This is a genomic window from Kitasatospora sp. NPDC059812 (assembly GCF_042732075.1).
Taxonomy (GTDB): Bacteria; Actinomycetota; Actinomycetes; order Streptomycetales; family Streptomycetaceae; genus Kitasatospora.
In genome coordinates, this window is sequence record NZ_JBHWIO010000055.1 from 27,516 (window position 1) to 32,086 (window position 4,571).

At 72.2% G+C, this 4,571-nt stretch carries 4 protein-coding genes and 1 pseudogene; 3 read left to right on the forward strand and 2 right to left on the reverse strand.

Annotated elements, in window-relative coordinates; genetic code table 11:
* Nucleotides 1-200 precede the first annotated feature (200 nt).
* Nucleotides 201-818 carry a TetR/AcrR family transcriptional regulator C-terminal domain-containing protein gene (locus ACFV6D_RS25050; RefSeq protein WP_380561164.1) on the reverse strand — a complete coding sequence of 206 codons (618 nt, stop codon included), beginning with the start codon at nt 816-818 and terminating at the stop codon, nt 201-203.
* A gap of 66 nt (nt 819-884) precedes the next feature.
* Between ACFV6D_RS25050 and ACFV6D_RS25055 the strand changes: the two genes are divergently transcribed.
* Complete coding sequence (locus tag ACFV6D_RS25055) at nt 885-2,147, forward strand: beta-ketoacyl-[acyl-carrier-protein] synthase family protein (protein WP_380561165.1); 1,263 nt, start codon at nt 885-887, stop codon at nt 2,145-2,147.
* 653 nt (nt 2,148-2,800) lie between these two features.
* On the opposite strand, the gene ACFV6D_RS25060 is transcribed toward ACFV6D_RS25055, so the two are convergent.
* Nucleotides 2,801-3,379 (reverse strand): TetR/AcrR family transcriptional regulator, encoded by a 579-nt coding sequence (locus tag ACFV6D_RS25060; protein ID WP_380487859.1) that lies wholly within the window; start codon nt 3,377-3,379, stop codon nt 2,801-2,803.
* Nucleotides 3,380-3,545: 166 nt separating this feature from the next.
* Here ACFV6D_RS25060 and ACFV6D_RS25065 point away from each other — a divergent pair, with 166 nt between their 5' ends.
* Both ACFV6D_RS25065 and ACFV6D_RS25070 read left to right on the forward strand, forming a co-directional pair.
* Nucleotides 3,546-3,782, forward strand: coding sequence for a hypothetical protein (locus ACFV6D_RS25065; protein WP_363377386.1), 237 nt, complete (start codon nt 3,546-3,548; stop codon nt 3,780-3,782).
* Between the two features lie 440 nt (nt 3,783-4,222).
* A pseudogene (locus ACFV6D_RS25070) lies at nt 4,223-4,571 on the forward strand (hypothetical protein); the annotation flags it as partial.

A 4,571-nucleotide genomic window follows, 5' to 3' on the forward strand; every position in this document is an offset into this window, starting at 1 on the left:
GTGTTTCGGGGGGGGGGGTGTGCCTCCTGGTGCTTGGGTGGGGGTGTGGGGGGGGGGGGCCCCCCCCCCCCCCGCGCCCCCCCCCCCACCGGCCACCCCGCTTCGGCGTCCGGTCCGGTAGCAACGGCTCGATCCGCGCCCGCTGCACATCACTCAACGGCACGCCTAGACCAACGACCGGTTGATCCAGACGAGGCTGCCTAGCCGTGTTCGGGTTCGTCGTGGATGGTCAGTGCTCCGGCGAGGTCGAGGTCGGCGACGGTGCCGTGTGCCCCGGCGCGGACGAGCAGCACTGCGCCGAGCGCGGTGCTCCAGAACGTCCTGGCCTCCACGTCGAGTGGCCGGCGGACCTTCCAGCCGCGACGGTCGATGAGTTGGCTCACGAAGCGCTCGGACTGCCGGAACAGCAGCTGGAGGTGCCGGTCGACGACGGGGGCGAGTTCGGGTTTGGAGATCCCGGCGGCGAGTGCCCGTGCGACCGGTGGGAGCGAGGGCATGGCCAGTACGGCGCGGGCGATGTTGCGCCGAAATGTCGCCGCATCGGGGGCTTGGCGGCCGATGCGCTCGATCCGTCGGGCGTCGTGCAGCAGGCCGAGAAAGGCGGCGTGCACGAGCAGCGAGTCCTTGGAGCCGAAGTGGTAGGTGACCTGGTTGGGGAAGGCGCCTGCCGCGTTCGCGATCTCCGCGACGCTCACCTCGGCGCCGGGCCGCTCCTTGCAGAGCCGTGCAGTCGCCTCGATCAGCTGGCGTCTGGTCGCGCGACCGCGGACCCGCGACCGGGCCGGTGTTGGTCGGGCTTCGCTTCGCTTCTTCTCCACACCCGAATTGTATGTGATACAACTAGGCTCGTTCGCTTGTATCGCATACAAGAAAGGTTGAGTGGCATGCACAGGACCGAAGTCGTCGTCACCGGACTCGGCGCGATCACACCACTGGGCGCAGACGTGGAGTCCACCTGGCAAGCCCTGCTCGCCGGCCGGTCGGGCATCCGCGGCGGCGCCCTGCGCGGCCACGAGGACGCCGGCCTTCCCGACACCGCCGCAGGCACGATGGCGATCGACCCCGCCCAGTCGCTGCCGCCGGCGCAGGCCAGGCGGCTCGACCGCTCACAGCAGGCGGCCTTCACCGCAGCGGCCGAAGCCTGGGCCGATGCCGGCGCCCCACAGGTGGACCCGCACCGGCTCGCATCAGCGATCGGCACGGGCATCGGGGGCGTACGGACGCTGCTGAAGGAAGACGACGTACTGGAGACGGCCGGGACACGGCGCGTCTCGCCACGCACGGTACCGATGCTCATGCCCAACGCGGCAGCGGCGCTGATCAGCATCGAATACGGCGCACGGGCCGGGGCCTACACGCCTGTCTCGGCATGCTCCTCCGGCGCCGAGGCGATCGCCCTGGGGGCCAGACTCATCCGTGCCGGCGAGGCGGACGTGGTCATCGCGGGCGGCACCGAGGCCGCGATCACCCCGATCACCGTCGCCGGCTTCGCCCAGGCACAAGCACTGTCGCGCTACACCGCCGAACCCGCCTCAGCGTCCCGCCCCTTCGCCGCGGACCGCAGCGGATTCGTCCTCAGCGAAGGCGCCGCCGTCCTGGTACTCGAAAGCGCCGAGCATGCCGGCCGCCGACGCGCACACGTCCACGCCGTGCTCGCGGGAGCCGGCATCGCCGCCGACGCCCACCACATCACGGCACCCGCCCCCGACGGCTCCGGCCAGGTCGCCGCCATGCGCAAGGCCCTCGCCCAAGCCGGTTTGACTCCCGAGCAGATCAGCCACATCAACGCCCACGCCACCGGAACCCCGGCCGGCGACACCGCCGAGGCACACGCGATCAGACAGGTCTTCGGCCGCGCCACCGTCACAGCCCCCAAAGCGGCACTCGGCCACCTCTTCGGCGCGGCCGGCGCAATAGAGGCGCTCATCGCCGTCCTCAGCGTGGAACACGGCGTCATCCCGCCGACCCGCAACCTCACCGCAGCCGGCATCGCACCCGACATCGATCTCGATGTCGCCACAGCACGACGAGACGCCCCCCAGAAGGCGGTACTCAGCAACTCATTCGGCTTCGGCGGACAGAACGTCTCACTCATCGTCACCCGCGCACAACACCACACCTCCCGCACCGCCCCGACGACACCGTGACCCACACAAACGCACCACCCTCCCCAGAAGGCCGCCACCGATGGATCGAACATGGCAAGACCCGCCCGATCACGCACGTCACCGCAGAAATGGGGACTTCCCGAGCAACGGCGCCGAGGCGGGCGAACCGGCACCCGCCGCACAGCGAACTCGGGTTGACCGATCGAAGCTCGACGCCACGCCCTCAGCCGGGCACGACACCGGCCGACGCGGTCACACACGTTGAGGAGATGCGCCGCGCCCACAAGTGGCCGGCCACCCGCAACGCCCACGAGCCCGCCGCCGACGGACACCGTGACCGCCGGGCCGCCCGCGCCTCGCAGGGCCCGTTGCGCCCGCTCGTCGTCGAGGCCGGCCAGGAGGGTGCGGGCTTTCGGCACGCAGGGGCGGGCAGGTCCCTGTCGAAGCGGCGCTGGAGGTATCCGGCCTGGCGGCAGGTCGCGCTGCCGTGCACGGGCGGAGGGCCGGTCGCCGCCGTGGCCCGGCGCCGCCGGCCTGCCATCCACCACTGCCCCGGCCTGCTCGGCCGGGCGCCGCGTGGCCGACGTGCCGGGGCGGGTCGGACCAGCCGGTGGTCGTGGTGGTCGCGGGCGCCTGCCCGGCGTGCCGGGGAACTCGGTGTCGGCGGGGTGCCGGGGGCGCTGATCGGGGTGCTACGGGTAGACCGCGGCGAGCAGGCCGCGGACGAAGCGGTCCAGGTTGTCGAGGCCGGCGGCGGCCGGGGTGTCGGGGCCGGCGCCGAGCAGGTGTGGGATGGCGCCGTGCAGGGCGAGGGTGACGGCGGCGGATCGTTGCGGGGTGACGGGCAGGCCGGCTGCGCGCTGGGCGTGTTCGAAGGCGGTGAAGTCGGCGGCGGAGATCGGGTCCAGGATCGCTGACAGCCAGGTGCGGCGGGTGGCCTCGGTCTGGAGTTCGAGGTAGGCGAGCATTCTGGGGCGGCCCGGTCCGGCGACGTTCTCCAGCAGGCCTGCGAGCATGGCCACCAGGCCCTCGCGGTCGCTGGGCCCTGGGCCGGAGGCCGCGATGTGTTCGGCGACCATGCGGTACTGCTCGGCGCACCGTTCGGCGACCGCGCCCAGCAGGGCGTCCCGCGTGGGGAAGTAGTTCTTGGTGGTGCCCGACGGCACCCCGGCGGCCGTGTCGACGGCCCGGTGTGTCAGCCCGCGCCCGCCCGCCTCGGCCAGCACATCGATGGCTGTATCACGCAGCAGGTCCCGTCGATCATGATTCACCGTCAATTTTCCTTTCCTGGACGCGACTTGACTATATCACCACGGACGGGGTACCACATCTGTGGTGGACTTCCCGGAGGGAAGCCGCACGGCGGATCAAGGTCGGCGACGACCACAGAAAAACGCCCGCCGCGACGTGAGACGCAAGGAGTAAGGGGAAAAAACGATGGCCAAGTTCCGCGGACACTGTGGTGAGTGCGGATTCAAGACCGAATGGACCACCGAGGCCACGACGGAGCAGGACCTGCTCGATCACTACACCAGGCGGCACCCGCACCTCGAGCCGGGCGGTGCCTCGCAGATCGCGCCCGGCAACCCGGACGGGCTGGGGTGCCTCGGCTGGATCGCCATCGTGATCGTCGCATTCTTCGTCCTCGCCATGTGCTCGCGCAACGGCGGCTGAGCATCGGCGCGCCGCGCTCTCCGGACCGGGCGGCCGGATCGTCCGCCTGCCCATCGGGCGGGACGGGGATCGGCCGCTGGCGGACAAGCCGAACCACCTCAACCGACACGTCCGTACGCCTGGAGAGCGCACACTGATGCGGCCGGCGCTCCGGGACCTCACAGCCGGGGTGCCGGCCTCCGCCATCTCAGGCGCTGCCGGCATCCCGAATTCCGAGCTCCGCGCGTCGTACAGGACGGCACCGATGCCGAGCGCGAGCGGGCCGCCGCCGAAGTCGCGGCCGCCGAGGAGAAGCGGCACGGCTCATAACCCCGTCTCACCCCGGCGTAGGCCGCTGACCTGCGCTGGGGGGTTTCGCCCGGGGCGTTGGTGAGTTCCGGGCACCGGCCGGTGAGTTTCGGCTGTTGGCGCAGGTCGGCGGCCGGTGAGTACGTCCGTAGATGGGCCGTCCGGGCGGTGGCCAGGTTCAGCTGGAGCTGCTGGCCGAGCACGGGCCGCTCGGGCCGGTGTGGTGGCGCTACGGCCGCCCCGGCCGGCACTACCTCACCGAGGCGCTCGACAACCCGGACAACCGCGCCGCCTGCGACCGGCGCCAGGCCGCCCGGGACGGTGGTGAGCAGTTCGGCGGTGGCCGGGTTCTCCTCGGCGGCCGGTCGCGGGTCTGCCGCCGCGCCGCGCATCCCGGCGGCCCCCTTGCCGACCGGGACCGCTGGCAGCCGCGGGAGGGAGCGCCGGTGCCGTCGCCGGGCTCGTTCCGTCCGTCCTCCGCGCGGGTTAGGGGTTCGTGGC

Excerpts from the sequence above, each read along its gene's own strand:
- ACFV6D_RS25065 (WP_363377386.1), top strand. The coding sequence starts at position 3,546 with ATGGCCAAGTTCCGCGGACACTGTGGTGAGTGCGGATTCAAGACCGAA.
- ACFV6D_RS25055 (WP_380561165.1), top strand. The coding sequence starts at position 885 with ATGCACAGGACCGAAGTCGTCGTCACCGGACTCGGCGCGATCACACCA.